This is a genomic window from Deltaproteobacteria bacterium PRO3, from assembly GCA_030263375.1.
GTDB lineage: Bacteria > UBA10199 > UBA10199 > DSSB01 > DSSB01 > DSSB01.
This window is the reverse complement of the sequence record SZOV01000005.1, coordinates 17,567-31,493: the sequence shown is the minus strand read 5'-3', so window position 1 is coordinate 31,493 and position 13,927 is coordinate 17,567. Positions and strand designations below refer to the sequence as shown.

General features: G+C 56.6%; 14 protein-coding genes. 9 read left to right on the top strand and 5 right to left on the bottom strand.

The genetic code is table 11. From position 1 onward, the window contains the following. Positions 1–41: 41 nt before the first annotated feature. Together FBR05_01695 and FBR05_01690 are read right to left on the bottom strand one after the other, a co-directional pair. Positions 42–884 (bottom strand): hypothetical protein, encoded by an 843-nt coding sequence (locus tag FBR05_01695; GenBank protein ID MDL1870901.1) that lies wholly within the window; start codon positions 882–884, stop codon positions 42–44. After that, positions 881–1,333: a hypothetical protein gene (locus tag FBR05_01690; GenBank protein ID MDL1870900.1), complete on the bottom strand. Its 453-nt coding sequence runs from the start codon at positions 1,331–1,333 to the stop codon at positions 881–883. The genes FBR05_01695 and FBR05_01690 overlap by 4 nt, the downstream gene beginning before the upstream one ends. 337 nt (positions 1,334–1,670) lie before the next feature. On the opposite strand from FBR05_01690, the gene FBR05_01685 reads away from it, so the two are divergent. The 9 genes from FBR05_01685 to FBR05_01645 all read left to right on the top strand — a co-directional run bounded on the left by FBR05_01685 (position 1,671) and on the right by FBR05_01645 (position 10,528). After that, positions 1,671–2,285, top strand: a complete 615-nt coding sequence (locus tag FBR05_01685) for a hypothetical protein (GenBank protein MDL1870899.1) — start codon at positions 1,671–1,673, stop codon at positions 2,283–2,285. Between the two features lie 148 nt (positions 2,286–2,433). Next, entirely contained in the window at positions 2,434–3,792 is a 1,359-nt protein-coding gene (locus tag FBR05_01680) for a hypothetical protein (protein MDL1870898.1), read from the top strand. A 67-nt stretch (positions 3,793–3,859) separates the two neighbouring features. Beyond that, a complete protein-coding gene (locus FBR05_01675; GenBank protein MDL1870897.1) occupies positions 3,860–4,693 on the top strand; it encodes a DUF2306 domain-containing protein in 834 nt (277 codons plus the stop codon). Further along, positions 4,638–5,117 carry a hypothetical protein gene (locus FBR05_01670; protein MDL1870896.1) on the top strand — a complete coding sequence of 160 codons (480 nt, stop codon included), beginning with the start codon at positions 4,638–4,640 and terminating at the stop codon, positions 5,115–5,117. Before FBR05_01675 ends, FBR05_01670 begins: the two co-directional genes overlap by 56 nt. A 73-nt stretch (positions 5,118–5,190) precedes the next feature. Beyond that, complete coding sequence (locus FBR05_01665; protein ID MDL1870895.1) at positions 5,191–6,018, top strand: endo alpha-1,4 polygalactosaminidase; 828 nt, start codon at positions 5,191–5,193, stop codon at positions 6,016–6,018. 191 nt (positions 6,019–6,209) lie between these two features. Next, positions 6,210–7,448: an HlyD family efflux transporter periplasmic adaptor subunit gene (locus FBR05_01660; GenBank protein MDL1870894.1), complete on the top strand. Its 1,239-nt coding sequence runs from the start codon at positions 6,210–6,212 to the stop codon at positions 7,446–7,448. 221 nt (positions 7,449–7,669) lie between these two features. Then, the gene (locus tag FBR05_01655; protein MDL1870893.1) at positions 7,670–9,604 is read left to right on the top strand and encodes a choice-of-anchor D domain-containing protein; all 1,935 of its coding nucleotides are present in this window, start codon (positions 7,670–7,672) and stop codon (positions 9,602–9,604) included. A 61-nt stretch (positions 9,605–9,665) separates the two neighbouring features. After that, entirely contained in the window at positions 9,666–10,340 is a 675-nt protein-coding gene (locus FBR05_01650; GenBank protein MDL1870892.1) for a hypothetical protein, read from the top strand. Next, positions 10,337–10,528: a twin-arginine translocation signal domain-containing protein gene (locus FBR05_01645; GenBank protein ID MDL1870891.1), complete on the top strand. Its 192-nt coding sequence runs from the start codon at positions 10,337–10,339 to the stop codon at positions 10,526–10,528. Before FBR05_01650 ends, FBR05_01645 begins: the two co-directional genes overlap by 4 nt. Positions 10,529–10,743: 215 nt before the next feature. Here FBR05_01645 and FBR05_01640 read toward each other — a convergent pair whose 3' ends face one another. The 3 genes from FBR05_01640 to FBR05_01630 form a co-directional block, all read right to left on the bottom strand. Then, a complete protein-coding gene (locus tag FBR05_01640) occupies positions 10,744–11,220 on the bottom strand; it encodes a hypothetical protein (protein MDL1870890.1) in 477 nt (158 codons plus the stop codon). A 207-nt stretch (positions 11,221–11,427) separates the two neighbouring features. Continuing rightward, positions 11,428–11,934 carry a hypothetical protein gene (locus tag FBR05_01635; GenBank protein ID MDL1870889.1) on the bottom strand — a complete coding sequence of 169 codons (507 nt, stop codon included), beginning with the start codon at positions 11,932–11,934 and terminating at the stop codon, positions 11,428–11,430. 30 nt (positions 11,935–11,964) lie between these two features. After that, the gene (locus FBR05_01630) at positions 11,965–13,698 is read right to left on the bottom strand and encodes a phosphoethanolamine transferase (protein ID MDL1870888.1); all 1,734 of its coding nucleotides are present in this window, start codon (positions 13,696–13,698) and stop codon (positions 11,965–11,967) included. Between the last annotated feature and the right edge of the window lie 229 nt (positions 13,699–13,927).

Genomic DNA, 13,927 nt, shown 5'->3' with positions numbered 1-13,927 from the left:
ACGGTAATAAGAATTCAGACGGAGGTTCGATTTTCGGTCGGTTACTTCATATTGGGTTCGGATTTCGAACTCTTATATTCTCCTTCATTCGCCTGCGGAGCCCGCTCGGCGCATATTTCCAGCAAAACGTGCGCGTTGTGCAGCGTGCCGTAATTCATCTGAAATTCTGTCTGTGGGTCGCGGATGTAAAAATATAAAAAACGCGCAAGACGGCCTTCGCCAGGTCGCACGCCGTATTCCACCACGTCTTCCCAGCGGATGTGGCCGCCGTCTGCGGCCGTTCTGATGCCCTTGGCGTCGACGATAAATCCGTCACCCTTCAGCAGGGTATTGTTTACGGCCTTGCTTAGCGGCGTCGTTCCTCCCAATTTCATCCCTTGAAAGGTGACGGAGCCGCCGTCGTCGATCATTTGCCGCATCCGCGGCAAAATCCGCCGAAGCGTTTCATCATGAATGACGTCAGCGATTTCAGAAAACCCTTCGACATTTTCTCCGATATCGAAGCCGAGGCCGTTGTTCAATTCGATACGGCATGCCGTAGACTCCGCGACCGAGGCGATATCCTCCCAGCGGACAGCGAATTCCTTCTTGCCATAACGATAGGTGAAACCGTTCTCATAGATGCCAAGCGAGGAGGCGCGGCGAGTGACCAGCATGTAGATTCCCGCAAAAGTGGGAAGCAAGAACAAGGCTCCGACGACCGACAGGACGATTTTTCCGGCCAGATCGATGCCCCTTGCCGTGAACGCACCATAGAAGATTAAGGCCGCGATGCCTCCGCTAAACAGGCTGAGCAGGGCTATTTTTAAAAAGGCCTTTCCCGACCTACGGTATTCTCCGAGGGGGCGGCCCAGTTGGCGGGCGATGACATGGGGGGCGTTCATGTTTTCCTGATCGCGTTGACCGCGTCGCAAATTTTTGAAATCGCCATTATTTGAACGACCCAGTTGACCACGGGGATCGAGATGAGGATGAAGATCGCCATTGCCGTCAACAAACCTTGGCTCAAGGGTCGCGCCTGAATGCCTTTTTCTTGAATGTACCGGTTATAATCGGTCGCAAATCCGGGGTAGACCTGGAAAAGCCAATAGACGTTGAAAAACGGGATAAACAGAAACCCGACCGCCTTCCCCGGAGTCATTCGCGGCCGGCCGTCTTGGATGCTTTTCCAAAATTTATAGACAAACACGAGATGAACAATCATGGCGATCAGGATCGGAACTGGAACCGCGGCCGCCATTTCGGTGGTCTTTGGATCCATGGCGAGGACCGTGAATAGAAGAGCCAAGATTCCGCTGCCGACGAGGCCTAGAATATATAGAAATTTACTCATGCTTCCCCCATTTACTTTCCATTAAACTGCAACCGTTCGAAATCCGGACGTACCGTTCGAAAATCGAACCTCCGTCTTACTTCTCTTTACAAGACTCTTGCTGGGCGGAGGCGGGAGGCGGGTTTCCCAATCCGAGGGAAAAGACTAGTGATAAGGCCCAGATAGCAGGAAAAGCCTTGACCATTTGGATCCTCCCAATGTTTCAATATAAGGCCGGGTAAGGGTTCTGCCAAATGAATAAAATACAAATCGGAGTTCCGTCTGCTCCTTCCTTGGAAAAAAATGACCACATCCATGATAATGGTGACATGGCTCCCTAGGAGCGCCGCTCCCTAAGATGAACAGTACTGGAAAAAAAATATTGTTCGCGATCGTCGGGGGTCTGTTGGGTGGCATGGTCGGCGTTGTTGTCTTTGTCGGTGCTGGCTATGCGCTGGCCGAATTATTTGGGGTCCAAAACCGTGAGACCCAAGCCTATTTCAGCGCCTTCATCGCCATGCCGCTGGGGGCTCTCATCGGAGTCTTGACCGGAGCGACCGGCCTGGCGGCGATTCCGGCAAGGTCCAAGGTGGCGCTGATCTCCGTCGCCTTGACCGGGACGATCGTCTTGTCGGCGGTCACGGCGCTTGGGGTGTATTGGGGGATGCCGAAGCGCGCAGCCCAGTTCCGCGTGCGGAACGAGACCACCGCGCCGCTCCAGCGGACTTACCTGGGGCACGACTTTCGGCGCGCGACCTCGCTGGACAGTATCCCGCCCGGTGCCGTCAGCGATTACCACACCGTCGATCTTGACCAGCGAGGTTCCTTCAACGCGGTTCGGGCTATGCACCGGGGCCATCAAATTCAGCTAACGCTCGATTTAGCCCGCCAGACTTCGCTTGCGCCGGGACGCTACACTTATGTGGTGCGCGAGCAAGCGAACAACATCACACTCGAACTCCGGGTGGATTGATTTCGACTGTTCCAATCCTTCTCGAATTGAGAAAATTGAGACTGTCCTCCCTTCCGAGCTATTTAGAATACTAAATAAAAACAAGCTATTACCTATGTGATGTTTCGGCATGTAACTTGCTGTGCTTACTATTGGGGAGGAGGAATCTGTGAATAATGTGTTCTCACTCATCAACGATTTCGTAGATCGGGCTTGGGACATTGGGCAGTCTATTCTTCAAGATGACCAAGTGAAGACTGTCGCGCCCCGGCCGGCGGACTTGGAATGGAAATCCGTCAAACGAGACTTATTTGAGAAGCAAACCTGCGTGTTCCGGAAGTGGGAGGGGGGTATTTCCAACAACTCTTCGGAAGCGCCCAAGATTTCTTACGGGGACGCAGACAGCTCCGAATATATCGCGGGCCTGCTTGCGCGGACGAAATTGCTCTATGGAAAAGAAGAGCCGACCTTCGTGCAAGAATATCAAGAATACCTCGAGCTGACGGTCCAGACCCTCGCTTCCGAAAACAAGCCGCAAAATATCGCAACCTTGCAACAGCACCTTCGGTCTCCGGAGGATTATCATGCAAGGGGTTTTCTCAACCTGCCGAAAAGGCCCGAGAACGCCCTCGCCGGAAGCCAATTTATGGAAAAGGTGCTCGGTGTCGACCTGGAGAAGTTCAAGAAAAATCCGAGACAGCTGGGATCGCTCTCCAAAATCGAAAGAGAGAACGCCATTCTCGAGCAGATCGAGCTCGGCAATATCCCGGAATTTTTAAGGCGCCCCAAAGCGGTGATCATCAAGGGGCCGAACGGCGGAGAGGTGAAAACCTACGTCATGCCCGACTATATTGCCATTGGCTCGAACGAAGATTTCGTCCGCGTGCCGCTGTCTCCGATCATCGCCCAGGCGCTGGCCCAAAAGTACGGCTTCAGCCTGCCGACCAAAACCATCGTCGAGGAAACCTATCAGCAGGCGGGAAAGCGGGTCGTCGGCCCTTCTTACAGTCATCCCGAGGAGTTTCAGATCAATTCGCCTTTTTTGGATTCTGCGGGATTTTACCTCCGCAGCGACCAAGACATAAAAGCTCAGTTGCACGGTGTTCCCCTCGGCACCCTGGTGGCGGGCGGGAAGAAAGAGCTCGTCGTCTCGCCTTCTGTCTCGGGAAGGCAGGCCAGCGAGGCCATCGATTTCTATGGGCTCTACGGTGCCGACGGAATTCCTATTCAGCGAACGCCGGGCCACGGGAGAGAATGCGGTTACCGGCATACGGAGTACGCCCTCGGGGTGCGCTTTGTCAGCCCGGTCGTCGTGGTCACGAAGAGTTCTGGAGAAAGGAAAGTCCTGCGAATGGACGAGGCCTTGCGCGATCCGGAGATCGCAAAGATGATTAGCCGCGTGGAGCGGACGGAAGAACAGAAAAGTATTCGATCCACCGGGCTCGACGGTCCCTTCGACCCCACGACCGCCTACCGCCATAAGCCGCCCAAAGGACAGAACCTGCCAAAAGGGCCGGATATTTCGTAACGGGGAAATAAGACGGAAAGAAATTACACAGAAAAAACACACACACACAGAAAATACAGACGGAGGTATGAATTTCGGTCGATTCCTTCCAGGTGAGTTTGAAATTCGAACCTCCGTCTTCCCCCGCTTCTTCTTCCCCCGTCTTCTTCCCCCCGTCCTTACCCCCAATTTATTAGACACATTTATCTTCAGCCCGCGTACCGGCCCTTTAATGAAAAGAGCCTCCCAAACCCTTCTTTGGCTGGTCCTGGCGCTGGGTTCCTTGGTCATCACCTATGCCAGCGCGGTTTATTTCGAGCCCGGCCAACGGCCTCCCTTCCTGATCGAGAAACTCCCTTTGTCCAACGAATCCTTGTATTTATGGGTGCTGCGGGTGCACGTCGTGGCGGCCGCCTTGGCCTTGCCCGGCTGCTTGATACTCGTCTCCGGGTTCGTCCTGAAACGTTGGCCCCGCTTTCATCGGTGGTGCGGACGCATCGTCGGTCTCGACGTGCTGGTCGCGCTGGCGCCCACCGGGTTCTATCTCGCTTTTTTCGCCAGAGGAGGGATCGGGTCTACGCTCGGTTTCCTGCTGACGGGCGGCATCGCGGTCTGGGCGATGCTCCAGGCCATTCGTTGGGCTCGAGGGAGGCGATTCGCCCGTCATCGTTTGTATGCCTTCCACGTCCTCGGTCAGCTCAGCGTCGCGGTGACCTCGCGCGCCATGCTCTTTGCCCTCGAGTCTTCCAACCTTAACCCCGATTTGGCCTATCTCTTGAGCCTATGGATCCCGGTCGTGGGCACCTTTGCCCTCGTCCAATACCTCGGCTCGCCGGCACAACCGCAACCCGGCCCAAGGACCTCTTATGAGCCCGTTCTTCATCCTATTAGCGCTGCTGGCAGCGACGCCAGCGTTGCTTAACCTCGATCGCCCGCTCCAGGCGCGGGAAAACCCTGTCTCCGGAAAACCGTCCTCGGCTCAGGCGCTCGTCGAAGCCGAGTTGGTGGCGCCGCTTCAAAAGAAAGAGGCTAAGCGTCCGCTCCTCTCGAGAGCCCCCAAGCCGCCCAGCGCCCGAAGGGTCCGAATCCTCGACAAGGCGCGGCATACCGATGCCAAAGGCCAGGGCTTCCTATCCTTTGAGGTCGACGAGACCCGCTCTTTCTTGAGGGAGGAGGAAAGAGAGGTCCCTGAAGAGGCCTGGCGCCAGGCGGCCATCATCGGTTGCGTGTATCCGGATAGCGGGAAAGTCCTCGTGAAGCTGGGCGAGACCTATTATCCCGCTTCGGTCCTGTGGGGAAACCAGGCAGAAAAGGCCCCCCCGGAGGCCTGTCGCGGCTTGGACTAGACGCACCACAAGCGCCCCGCCGTTTCTTAAAATTTGTCTTTTATCGTTGACGGCCTGGGACTAAACTTGATTTATGCCTCGAATCCGTCATGCATGGCTGACGGGCATCATGTTGGCGGCGCTGGGTTGTTCTTCCTCCACGCCCTCCCAAGCCCCGGCGCCGGGGCCCGATAAACCCGCCGACGGCGCGACCGGCTCTTGGTGGCGTCCCAGCCCTGGAACTTCCTGGCAAATCCAGTACGCGGGCGCAATCGATACCACGCTCCCAGTGCAGGTTTTCAACCTCGACTTAGTCGAAACCGATCCAAAACTCATCGCCGACCTGCACGCGGCGGGAAAAAAGGTTGTCTGCTATTTCAGCGCCGGCAGTTATGAAGAATGGCGCGGCGATGCCGCTCAATTTCCCAAGGAAGTTTTGGGCAAACCCCTGGAGGGCTGGCCGGGAGAACGCTGGATCGACGTGCGGCAAATCGCTTCCTTGGCACCGGTCATGGGAGCCCGGCTCGATTTGGCGGCGCAGAAGAAATGCGACGCGGTGGATCCCGATAACCTGGACGGCTACGTCAACGACAGCGGTTTCCCTCTCACTTCTCAGGATCAGCTCAATTATAATCGCTGGCTCGCGGCGGAGGCCCACAAACGAGGCATGGCCGTGGGGCTGAAAAACAATCTCGACCAAATTCCCGAACTGGTCGGAGACTTCGACTTCACGGTCAACGAAGAATGCTTTCAATTCAAGGAATGCGACAAGCTGCTGCCCTTCGTGCACGCCGGGAAACCGGTATGGAGCATCGAATACCAAGGCGATACCCAATCGTTCTGCCCGCAGGCCAATCAGAATAACTTCGATACCCTCAAGAAGAAGCTGGAGCTGGACGCCTGGCGCGAAGCATGCCGTTAGATCAGGGGAATAAAGAAAATTAAGAAATATATGAGTACGAAATCCGGTCGAATGGACTTTCCTCCGTTCGAATTTCGAACCTTCGTCTTCAGAAGCTCCCGTTCGAATTTCGAACCTTCGTCTTCAGAAGCTCGTCTTGGGCTCCTCGATTAAATCTTTCCCTAACTCCCTATTTTTTATAAAATTTCATAATGAGCAAGTTTCGGCTCGGCTTGGGGGTATGTCTAATGCTTCTGCCCTTGCTGCCCTTGGCGGCGTGGTGTGAAGATTTAGGCCAAAGAAATGGACGTTCTGATCAAAGGGATGCGGATTTTAATCCGCGGGCGGCCAAGGCTTCCTCCGGGCGTATACCAGACTCCATCAAAATCGAGGGGGTTTTCGTCCCCAGCAAGCGCCTCAAAATAAAAAGCGAATTCAGCGGTCGATTGGAAAACCTGTCCATCGCGAAAGGACAAGTCGTATCCAGGGAAAATCGGCTGTTTAGGATAGAGGACGACCAACTCTCCGAGGAGTTGGGCCTCCTACGAGCCCAATTGCAGGCCGCCGAGACCCAACTCGAACAAACCAAGGCTTTGGCCGAAACCGAGGAACCGGCGGAAGAAATCCAGGAAGAAGCAGTGCTTCAGCCGCCGGCCGAGGAGCCCGCCTACGAAGAGCCCTCGTATCGGGTGCCGACGTTTTCCAAATTGGCTTCGGAAATCCGATTCACTTCGGTGGACGCCGGAGGCGTATGGCCGGGAATCGACCCAAGAGTCATCGCACGGTCTAACGACCCTCCCGACGCCGGGGGGATCTGGCCGTCTTATGGGGACGGAGAGATGGTGACCGGATACGGAGTGCTCTCGGCTTGGGAAGATTTCTCCCTCACAGCCTATTTGCCCGTGCCCAGCGGCGGCACGGAATTCGGTTTGATCCAAAGCGCATCGCCTCCTCAGGTGTCCCGGCCCGCGGTGATCCCGAGCGAGGTGGAGCCGCAGGAGATACCGGAACCCTCGGAGGCGGACAGCCGTATCGCCTTGTATCAGGCCCGGATGGATAGGATACGGGCCGAGATCTCCGTCTTGGAAAATGAATTCGCGAGCCGGGATGTTTTCTCTCCGCTGGACGGGCGAATCCACGAGCTGGCGGTCACCGAAGGCAGTGAGGTTCAGGTCGGCGATTTTCTTGTCGAAATTTACCAAGTAAATCCGATCGAGTTTAGCTTCCAAATTCCTAAGGATCAGGTGGGGCTATTGGAGCCGGGGATGCAAGTCAAAGGGCGGGTGTTGGATCCGGCCGGAATCGACTTTGAAGGCGAAATTTCTTACATTGGAGCGGAGCTTAATCCCGACAAGGAAACCGTGGAAGTTCGCGCCTGGACGGATAATGCCGACGATGCCCTGAAGGTTGGTCTGAAAGGCGCAGCTGAGATTATCGTTCCATCTTTCTGAATCAACGGCCAGTCATCCAACCGAGATTTCCGATGAATGGGATGGAAGAGTGGGAGGTACCCGTCCCGCCGGGTCGCGAATTGTTAGCCCGAGACATCGTCGCTTGGAGTGGAAAAGCCTGGAGAGGAGTCTTCTAGACTTTCTTGCGAATTGATGGTTTTCTACTCAGTGCCTTTTCAGCATCCGTAAGGAATTTATTAAAATCTTAGCAAGAGGTTCTCATGGAACGACTCTGTACAATCCTTCTCGCCATTTCCTCTTTTCTCTTCCCCAGCCTCGGTCGTGCCGTCGTGACGATCAACGTTCCCGCGGACATGGCCTTGCAAGCGGCCCTTACGTCCGCGCAAAGCGACGGGGACGATACGGTGATTAATATCGCCGCGGGGAACTACGACGCTTCCGGCGCCACCTTTACCTATGTCGCCGCGGAAAATTTTTCACTTACCCTGACCGGGGCGGGCACCGGCGCGACCATCCTGGACGGCGGGGGGCTGCAGCAGGTGATGAATCTCCAGACTGGAAGCCCCGACGACTTGGCCAATATCTCTGTCCAAGGGATGGCCTTTCAAAACGGCGATGCAAGCGTCGGAGGGGGGCTTAATATTCTGACCTCCGATGCCAACGTTACCCTCGACAATGTCCTCTTTTTTCAAAACGGCGCCGCCATTGGAGGCGGGTTGGAGATCGTCACCGATACCGGGGACATCAACCTGACCAATAATATCTTTGACCAAAATTCCCAAGCATTCATTGGGGCCGGCATGGATGCCAGCTCCGATTCCGGAACGATCACGCTCCAAGGAAACCAGTTCACCGGCAATTTAAGCGGCGCCATCTCCGGAGGAGCGAATATTTTCAATGATTCGGGTTCCATCAATCTTACCGAAAACATCTTCGACGGAAATACCGTTTCGGGTGCCGCCATTGCGGGCGGGGCCGATATTGTGACCGTCTCCGGCGATATCACTCTTCAGCGGAACCGGTTCTTGGGAAATTCCAGCAATGTCATTACCGGAGGATTCGAGGCCGTAAGCACGGGCGGGGGAGCCATCACCGTCGACAGTAACCTTGTCGTCGGCAACTCGAGCAATAATATCGTTGGAGGCTGCCAAGTCGGATCCGCGGGGCCCATCGTCTTCACCAACAACATTGTCAGCGGAAATTCCGCGGTGAGCACCGGGGGAGGGGCGCGGATCTTCCTACTGGCGGGCGGCCCAAGCGCGGATATCATCAATAACACCATCACCGAAAACACGGCGGGCACCGAAAGGGGCGGCCTCGAGCTTTCGCTGTCGGACAATGCGGCGGTGGGGAATATTTACAATAACATTATTTGGGCGAATACGTCTCCGGGCAACGGAACGGATATTTTCGTCGTGGACGATGGAGATTCGGATAATGTTGGATCCGCGGTCAATCTTTTCAACAATGATTTTACGTCCCTCTTTTTTGCGTGCGTTGCTCCGGGTTGCACGCCGAACGTGAATCAGGGAGCCAATCTGAACGATCAGGACCCGCTTTTTGTGGATCCGGCGATGCTGGATTTTCATTTGGGAATGGGGTCTCCTGTGATCGACAAGGGATTGGCCTCGGCGCCTTCTCTGCCCGCGACGGATTTTGATGGGAATCCCAGGGTGCTCGGCGCCGAACCGGACATGGGGGCGCTGGAAGCCCTCCCGAATATCTCCCTTTCACCCACGGCCAATGACTATGGGAGCCTGACGGTAGGGACGAGCGCCTCGGCGGTCTTTACGATCACCAACAACGGCGCGGGAGGCCTGTCGGTGACGGATATCGCGCTTTCGGATACGACCCATTTTTCCTTGGACGTGAACGGAGGACCCGAGCCTTGCGGAAGTCTCACCCCGACGCTTGCGAGCGGAGAAAGCTGTACGGTGGTCGTGATTTTCAGCCCTCAAGCGAATGGGTCTTTCAGCGCCGCCTTGATTTTCAGCTCCGATGATCCGGCCGCCCCGACCGTACAGGCGGTACTGACGGGCGTCGGACTCCTTAATCCTTTCATCAGCGGGGGCGGGTGCGCCTTGGGGGGCGGGACGTCTTCCGCGCAGTTCCCGATGGCGGTGTTTTTTGGAATCCCGTTCTTGTTATTGGCGCGGCAGAAATTAGGACGGCGGTACGATATTCGGCGTTTTTAGAAAGCCGTGAGTATGATCGCAAGCCTACTGCCCTGAAAAATTGCATATTATGGGAGGGATTATGCGAAACCGAGCCGTGGTTTTGACGCTTCTTTTCGTTGCAATGCCCCCGCTTGACGCCCATGCCGACATGATCTGGCACGCCGCCTACCAGAACCCGATGTCGAACTGGAGCGCTTACATGTACGACCAGAACGTCAAGCGTCACCTGCGTAATCGCACGTCTCAGGGGACGGGAACCGCTTCCACTGCCACCCCTGCCAATACGACAACGGCCGCCGCCTCCGCACCTCCAAAGGCCCCGATTACCGCCACCGATTTTACGCGCGATCCGAATGGCAAAGATGTCGTCGCCCAATTTATCGCGGCGACCAATATTCCGCCGGCGGATGGGACAAAGCTTGCGACCGCGTTGCGGGCTACGATGGCGCAGCTTGGCTCCGAGCTTCGTAAGGATAACGTCGCAAACGCCATGACGCTGCTGATAGGGTTATGCTACGGCGTGCTTGAGAAACCCGGCTTCGATCCCAGCCGTGCCGACGACTTGATCCCGGCCGTCAACGACGCCTTGGCGGCCTCGCCTCAATTCAGGGCCCTCGCTGCGGCGGATCGTCAGAACATGTACGATTCGATGTTGCTTTCAACCGCCATCATCGCGATGGTCCATCAGAGCGACAAGCAGGCCAGTAAGAACATCGCCAGGCAGTCGCTGCAGCAGCTTGGCTTGCCGGAATAAGAGGGAAAATCAGGCGATGGTCTTGCCCGAGCGTTTCTGCAATTCCGCCAGCAATTCCTCGGTCCGTTCAAAGGCGCCGACGGGAAGGCCGAATTTCACGGTCGAGACGGGATTTTTTGCGACGATGCGGAGCGGGCGCATTTGTCTCTGTAAAAAACCCATGGCCGGGAGCCAAGAGAGCTCGGTAATTTCATTCCAGGGAACCGCCTTCTTGCCGACCCATCTTCTTTCAAACATATCGTGAGTCATGCGCACTTCCGCCTTGAAGGCGATATAGAGAAGCAAGATGCCCATGGGGATCAAGAAGACGAGCAGGAAGCAAAAGATGGAGAAAATCCATAAGAAGATTTTGAATCCGGGGCTGACTTTATAGATTTTCTCCATTTGACGGCTCCATCCTTGACTATTTCCCTTTCCCGCAGGTTTTGGGATCGATCGGTTTTGCCTTCCAGTCGTGGGAATAGGTAGCGCATTTGCCCATGATGCAACCCGTGCCGCTTACCAGCATTTTCCCGTCGCTATAGATTTCGTAGGGACCGGAGCCCGTGGCGTTGAAGGGGCCGGAGTAGGTGTATGTCCCCTTGGTCGCGCTGGTGGGGGTGAATTCAAATTTCAAGGTGCCGGGTACCGAAAAGGGCACGGTAACGTCGCAGACGTCGCCTTCCTGAGCCGCGTCGTCGATATTTCCGGAAATATGGAAGGCCTTGCCGATTCCCGAAACACTCGGGACGGGCATCGGAGTAGGGGAGGGTGAGGGTTTTGCCGTGCCGCTCGAGGTGGCCTTGCTGCCTTCAGCGGGCGTCGGCCCCTTGGGTGAAGAGCATGAGACCGGTATGACGATAAACAGGAGAGAGAGGAGGGGTAGTTGGAAATTTTTCATAGGCCTACCTTTTGCGGATTTTGGGACAATATAATAGTAAACTGATTCCATGGAAAGGAAATGAAGGAGAATTGAAGAGGAATTAAACAGAAGTGAAGGAGGAGATGAAGACGGCAGGAGATGAAGGAGATGAAGACGGAGGTTCGATTTTCGGTCGGTTCATGAGAAGTCCGACCGAAAATCGAACCTCCGTCTTCATCTCTGTCTTCATCTCTCTTTCTTCCGAAAAAACAACTTCCAAATCCTGCCTTCCCCCAAGGTCTGCCCCAATTCCTGAAACGCGAAGAAGGGGATGAACGAGAAGAATAGGATCAAGCAGCGGGCGATCAGCTCCTCCCGGCCTTCGCTCAAGATCTTGTGAAACCCATAACCCAGTCCCTTGCCGTGCAGGAATCCTCCGAGGGTATGCTCGAGCACCACGAAGGCCCCCGCGAAGAGGCTGAAGACTGTCGCCTTGTAAAGCGTCGAAAAAATCAAAGGCAGCCTCTCAAGCCTTCGGCCCAGATGCAGGGCGTTCCCCACGAGGACGACCTTCGCCAGCACCAAGGCCTCGACCAGCGCGAATCCGAAATTGTAAGAGGATAGGTGATATTCGACGAGGATCAGCTTGCGATACCACGTGAAGGCGCTGAAGAAGGCCGCCAGGTAGACGAAATTCACCCAATACTCGAAGGCCTCGTGGGCGAGTTTGCGCTTCAAGGGAGTCTTTTCCATGGAGGCCTCCGAGTGCCTGCGCCGCCCCCGCTACTCGGGCAGCGAGGCGTAAGTATGAATCCCGCGATTGACGTCGATGATCTGCGGGTGCCAGACCGGCCGATATTTCGGGCTGAGGACGTCGCTCTTCGGGTCGTATTCCGCCATCTTCAGCGCCAGCAGGTTGGCCAAGGTGTGAAAGAGATTTTCGGTGTTGAAGGCCACGCCGCGGTTTCGCGCATGGATGCGTTTCAAGGCCCGCGGGCACTCTCCCTGACACCAAAGAAAATAAGGGATGTCGAACTCGCTGCGCATGGGCTCGGGAAAACCGTGCCCGCAGGTGTTCACGTCCTTCTCGTAGAGACGCTCGCCGTGATCGCTCACGTAAAGCAGCATGCTCCCCGGCCGGGACTCCAACTTGCGCAATACCCCGTCCAGCACCTCGTCGGTATAACGAACGCTGCTGTCGTACTCCGCCAGGATGCTGGCCTGCTCCTCGTCGAGCACCTCTCCGACATAGTCCTGCGCGCGAAAGACCGCCTTCTCCGGCGGATAACGGTTCCGGTAGCTCTGGTGCGAGCCCAAGGTGTGCAGCACGATCAGCTTGTGGGGGTACGGCTCGCTCAAGGCCGCCTCGAGGGGGCGCAGCAAGGCTTCGTCGTAGACCGTCCCGTAAAATTCGGTATTGGTGAATATCGTCGTCTCGGCATCGTGTGCGATCAGCGAGATCAGCGAGTCGAACTGCCCGACCCGCCCCTGGTTCGACAGCCAATAGGTGCGGTAGCCCGCCTTCTTCGCGGCGGCCAAGATCGAGGGCTCGGTCAAGAAGCGGTCCGGCTCTTGAATCGTGGCGGGCGTCAGCATCTTCGTCACGCTGGGCACCGTCTGGTTGGAAGGCGAGATGGCGCCGTCGAAGGCCAAGATCTGCTTGCGTCGTGCGTCCAGGCGGGGCGTCGTGGGCCGAGTATAGCCGTAGAGGCTCATGCGGTCGCGGCGCAGCGATTCGCCGATTACCAACACCAGCGTGCGGGGCCGCGAGGCGTCGCCCAACACCGCGCCAAAGTCGTGCCCCGCCCGCACCTGCTGCGTCTCCTCCAGCCACTGCCGGTAGGCCAGCCAGTTGCCGACGTCGTGCAGGATGCGGATGCTCGGCAGCTGGCGGTTGAGCTCGGCGGCCCGTGACCAAAGGGGGCGCTGCTCGAAGGACTTGAGGTTGTAGGCGGCGATGGCGGGAAAACGGTACGCCGACAAGGCCAATGCCGCCAGCGCCGACCACGCCAGGACGTGCGCCGCTGCCCGCGGTCGCCCTGGGCTGAGGCCCCGCCAGGCCCAGAAGACCGCGGCGATATAAAGCGCGCCATAGCCCGCCAATGAAAGCGTCATCCCCCTGTTCCAATGGAAACTTAAGTACTCCTTCGCCTCGTGCAGGTCGGTGCCCAGCAGCGCGTCCACCGCGCCCACGGAGATCGGGGCGTCGTAGAGCGCCACGTGGACCAGTGCCAAGGTCCCCAGGAAGGTCAAGGGCAGTAGCAGGAGGGCGAAGACGAACCGTTGCAAGTGCCCCGCATGCATCGTCACCCAGGCCAGGCCCAAGCTGAACAGGGACGCGATCAGGAGGGTGTTGAGGATGTAGGGATTCCGGCTGTCGTACAAATAATAGACGCCGGAGTAGCCCTTCCAGAGCTCGACGAGGAAAGGGGGGAGGAGGGCCAAGGCATAACACAGGGCCAGCAAACCGAACTCACGCCACTTCGAAGCATGGATTGTCGAGGAATCCAAAGACATCCCGGAAAGACCTTAATTTCACACCGCGATTACCCCATCTTGCAAATTTTGCCAGAGAAAGCCGGGGTGTTTAAATAGCTTTTTAATTTTCAAATAGTTACGAGTGCGTCCCCCTTGTCCCCCTTGCTTTCCCGAGCGGCATCCCCTTGAGGGGTTGGCGGAGCCGAGGCGAATATCTCGCCGGGCGAACCGGACAACCCTTGGGCTTCAATATATATTATAAAGAGAG

What these genes read in the sequence shown, in the direction of transcription:
- FBR05_01685 (MDL1870899.1), top strand. Translation starts at nt 1,671, where the DNA reads ATGAACAGTACTGGAAAAAAAATATTGTTCGCGATCGTCGGGGGTCTG.
- FBR05_01665 (MDL1870895.1), top strand. Translation starts at nt 5,191, where the DNA reads ATGCCTCGAATCCGTCATGCATGGCTGACGGGCATCATGTTGGCGGCG.
- FBR05_01650 (MDL1870892.1), top strand. Translation starts at nt 9,666, where the DNA reads ATGCGAAACCGAGCCGTGGTTTTGACGCTTCTTTTCGTTGCAATGCCC.
- FBR05_01695 (MDL1870901.1), bottom strand. Translation starts at nt 884, where the DNA reads ATGAACGCCCCCCATGTCATCGCCCGCCAACTGGGCCGCCCCCTCGGA.
- FBR05_01635 (MDL1870889.1), bottom strand. Translation starts at nt 11,934, where the DNA reads ATGGAAAAGACTCCCTTGAAGCGCAAACTCGCCCACGAGGCCTTCGAG.
- FBR05_01675 (MDL1870897.1), top strand. Translation starts at nt 3,860, where the DNA reads ATGAATTTCGGTCGATTCCTTCCAGGTGAGTTTGAAATTCGAACCTCC.
- FBR05_01660 (MDL1870894.1), top strand. Translation starts at nt 6,210, where the DNA reads ATGAGCAAGTTTCGGCTCGGCTTGGGGGTATGTCTAATGCTTCTGCCC.
- FBR05_01690 (MDL1870900.1), bottom strand. Translation starts at nt 1,333, where the DNA reads ATGAGTAAATTTCTATATATTCTAGGCCTCGTCGGCAGCGGAATCTTG.
- FBR05_01655 (MDL1870893.1), top strand. Translation starts at nt 7,670, where the DNA reads ATGGAACGACTCTGTACAATCCTTCTCGCCATTTCCTCTTTTCTCTTC.
- FBR05_01630 (MDL1870888.1), bottom strand. Translation starts at nt 13,698, where the DNA reads ATGTCTTTGGATTCCTCGACAATCCATGCTTCGAAGTGGCGTGAGTTC.
- FBR05_01640 (MDL1870890.1), bottom strand. Translation starts at nt 11,220, where the DNA reads ATGAAAAATTTCCAACTACCCCTCCTCTCTCTCCTGTTTATCGTCATA.
- FBR05_01670 (MDL1870896.1), top strand. Translation starts at nt 4,638, where the DNA reads ATGAGCCCGTTCTTCATCCTATTAGCGCTGCTGGCAGCGACGCCAGCG.